Annotated in this window: 2 protein-coding genes and 1 pseudogene; all 3 read right to left on the bottom strand. The window is 70.7% G+C overall.

Annotated features, from left to right (window positions below):
• Nucleotides 1–251 (bottom strand): annotated as a pseudogene (locus ABTU92_RS26370) (hypothetical protein); the annotation flags it as partial.
• A gap of 310 nt (nucleotides 252–561) precedes the next feature.
• Nucleotides 562–1,854, bottom strand: a complete 1,293-nt coding sequence (locus ABTU92_RS26365; protein ID WP_408094570.1) for a DUF3422 family protein — start codon at nucleotides 1,852–1,854, stop codon at nucleotides 562–564.
• Nucleotides 1,855–2,074: 220 nt separating this feature from the next.
• Nucleotides 2,075–3,358: a TRAP transporter large permease gene (locus ABTU92_RS26360; RefSeq protein ID WP_408094569.1), complete on the bottom strand. Its 1,284-nt coding sequence runs from the start codon at nucleotides 3,356–3,358 to the stop codon at nucleotides 2,075–2,077.
• Between the last annotated feature and the right edge of the window lie 146 nt (nucleotides 3,359–3,504).

The following is a 3,504-nucleotide window of genomic DNA, read 5'->3' as shown; positions in this document are numbered from 1 at the left end:
ACCGGCGGTGGAGGAGGCGGTGGCGGGGCCGGGCGCTGCGGCGGCGCCGGCGCTTGCGCCGGCGGCTGGGCCGGACGCTGCTGCTGGGCGGGCGGCTGGCCGGGCCGCGGCGGCGGCCGCTGGCCGGGCTTCTGCTCCTCGGTCGCGGGGGCCGGCGCCTGCGCCATCGTCGGCGGGGCGACCAGCACCTGCGTTCCGACGAGACCAGACAGGACGGTGCCCGCCAGGAGCAACCGCTGGAGCTTGCACATACGAATCCTCATGGGTGACGAGACGGAGCTCGGGATCGGCATGGACCTGACATCGCCGGCGTGGTGACGCGGGACGAGGCTGGTGGGATCGGCGCGTCGGAGGCGCTGCCGCGGGCGCCGCTCGGGTTCTCCGGAGCGCTCCCGAGCGGGTACGTTCCTTACGATAATCAGGAGGTTGACCGGATTGCGGCGCGTCCGTGTCGGGCCTGTGCCGGTGGTCACGGACCGGTGTGCACCGAAGAACGGTGTGAGGATGTGGAGGAGACGGGGCGGCCGCGCGGCCGCTCCGTCGACGAGTTCGATATCGCGGTCAGTGCTCGCCGTGGGCGACCCGCTTGCGGAAGCCGCGCAGCCCGAGCCAGACGGCCGCGGCGACCACCGGGATCGAGGCGCCCATGGCGATCTCCGGGCTGACCGGGAACCCGGCCGTGTAGGCGCCCTTGGCCAGATAGCCGATCAGGCCGACGACGTAATAGGTGACGGCCGCGACCGACAGACCCTCGACGGTCGACTGCAGCTGGAGCTGCAGCTTGGCGCGGCGGTTCATCGATTCCAGCACCGCGCGGTTCTGCCGCTCGCGGGTGATGTCGACGCGGGTCGACAGGAGCTGGGTCACCCGCGCCACCCGGTCGGACAGCGACTGCTGCCGCTCCGACACCGCCTTGCAGGTGTTCATGGCCGGCACCAGCCGGCGGTCCATGAACTCGCGCAGCGTCTGGATGCCCTGGATGCGCTCCTCCCGCAGCTCGGTGATCCGGCGCTGGACCAGGTCGTGATAGGCGAGCGCGGCGCCGAAGCGAAACAGGTTCGCGGCCTCGCGGCTCTCGATCTCGGCCTCGAGCCGGGTCAGCCGTTCGAGCAGCACCGGCTCGTCCGCCTCGCCGGCGGCGACCAGCGCGTCGGTGACCTGCGCCAGCTCCTTCTCGCGATCGGCCAGGAACGGCGCCAGCTCGCGGGCGACCGGCAGCGCCAGCAGCGCCATCATCCGGTAGGTCTCGATCTCCAGCAGCCGCTGCACCACGCGGCCCGCCTGCAGCGGCGTCATGTGCCGATCCTGCACGAGGAACCGGCCGAAGCCGTCGGCGTGGATGCGCAGATCCGTGAAGGCGACGGCGGCGCGGTCCGACACCGGGCCGCCGACCAGCGCGTTGCCGCGGAACAGCGTCGACGCCACGATGTCGGGATCGACAGGGCCGTTGTCGGCCTTCACCACGGCGGCATGCGCCGCGACGATCACCTGGCCGGGCCGGGCCGCCACCCAGCTCGCCGGGGCGAGCGCGATCGCCGGCTCGGCGAACGGGTCGTCGCTGCCGCCGAGGCCGGCGGCGATGAAGGTGTAGCGGGCGAACTCGCCATGCCGCTCCCACACCAGGCGGAAGTCGCCGAGCTGGCCGGAATAGTGGTTGGAACCGGGAAACGGCGCCGTCGCGCCGAACCGGCGGGCGAGGTCGCAGACGCCCTGCCATTCCAGCTCGCGGTCCTCCCACGGCGACACCAGCGCCAGATAGGAGACGCGGCTCGGCGTGGTCAGCGCCTCGGGCGGGCGGGCATGGACCTCGTCGCTAAGGGCGAAGCGTTGGACGTGGTCGGCCGGAAGAGACATGTCGATGTTCAGCACCAAATTCGTGTCACCAATGAAATCGTCGGTCAGACGGGCATGGCCGGGCGGACGATGCCCGCATACGGACCGAGAAACCCAGCGGACCACATCATACTGCAGAAATGCGAATGTTGCACTGCAGCATCGTGGCGAAGATCGGCCCGCGACACCCGCCTTTGTTGCCGGGCCGGGCCGGCCCGCGACATTTTCCCGAAACCGGTCCTCAGTACCCCAGCACGCGCGGCAGCCACAGCGCCAGCTCGGGCACGGCGATCAGCAGCACCAGCACGCCGAACATCGCGGCGATCAGCGGACCGACCCAGCGCAGCGTCGCCTCCATCGGCACCCCGGCGATGCGGCACGACACCATCAGGTTGACGGCCATCGGCGGCGTGAACTGGCCGATCGCGATCTTGAGCGTGAGGAGCACGCCGAACCACACCGGATCCCAGCCGAACTTCTGCGCGATCGGCATCAAGAGCGGCAGCAGGATCAGGAAGGTCGATACGCCGTCCAAGAACATGCCGATGACGATCAGCATGGCGATCAGCATGGCGAGGATGACGTACTCGCTGCCGCCGGTCGCGACGATGGCGGTCGCGGCGCGGTCGAACACGCCGAGCGTCGAGCCGGCGTAGCCGAAGATCGCGGCGAGCGCGACGACGGTGAGGATCACGCCGGAGATCTCGGCCGCTTCGACCAGCATCTCGTAGAGGTCGCGGATCGTCAGCGTGCGATAGACCACGAAGCCGACGAACAGGCCGTAGACGACCGCCATCACGGCGGCCTCGGTCGGCGTGAACCAGCCGGCCCGCATGCCGCCGAGAATCAGCACCGGCGCCATCAGGCCCCAGCTCGCCTCCATCAGCGAGCGCCAGAACGGCGGGCGCGGCAGATCCTTCTCGGCGAGGCCGAAGCCGTGCTTCTGCGACATCCAGAAGATCGGCCCCATCAGGGCGAGGCCGGCGAGAATCCCGGGGATCATGCCGGCCGCGAACAGGGCCGGCACCGAGGCCTGCGGCACCAGCACCGAGTAGATGATCAGGGCGATCGACGGCGGGATCAGGATGTCGGTCGCGGCCGCCGCGCCGATCACGCTCGCCGAGAAGGCGCGCGGGTAGCCGGCGCGCGACAGCGCCCCGATCATGGCGCCGCCGACCGCGGCCGCATTCGCCGGGCCGGAGCCCGAGATGCCGCCGAGGAACATGCTCACCATCACGGTGACGGCGGCGAGCGCGCCCGGCCGCCGCCCGACCAGCACGGTGGCGAAGTTGACGAGCCGCAGCGCGACGCCGGAGCGGTCGAAGATCGCCCCGACCAGAACGAACATGGGCACGGCCAGCAGCGGGTACTTGGCGATGCCCGTGTAGGCCTGGGTCGGCACGCTCATCACGCCGAGATCGCCGAGCCAGATGGCGAGCGTCCCGGCGAGCCCGAGCGCCACCGCGACCGGGGTGCCGAGCACGAAGAGGACCAGAAACCCGAGAAACAACGCCGCCGTGGTCATGACTAGTTCACAAGGCAGAAGAAATGAGTTCGGAGCGGCAGGCGATCTTCACCTCTCCCCGCGTGCGGGGAGAGGTCGACGTCCGCGCTTCAGCGCGGACGTCGGGTGAGGGGGCGTCGCCGCGAGGCTGAGCATCGGGGCGATGC

The sequence above is a fragment of the Rhodoplanes sp. SY1 genome (assembly GCF_046000175.1).
Taxonomy (GTDB): domain Bacteria; phylum Pseudomonadota; class Alphaproteobacteria; order Rhizobiales; family Xanthobacteraceae; genus Rhodoplanes.
This window is presented reverse-complemented; position numbering and strand designations above follow the sequence as displayed.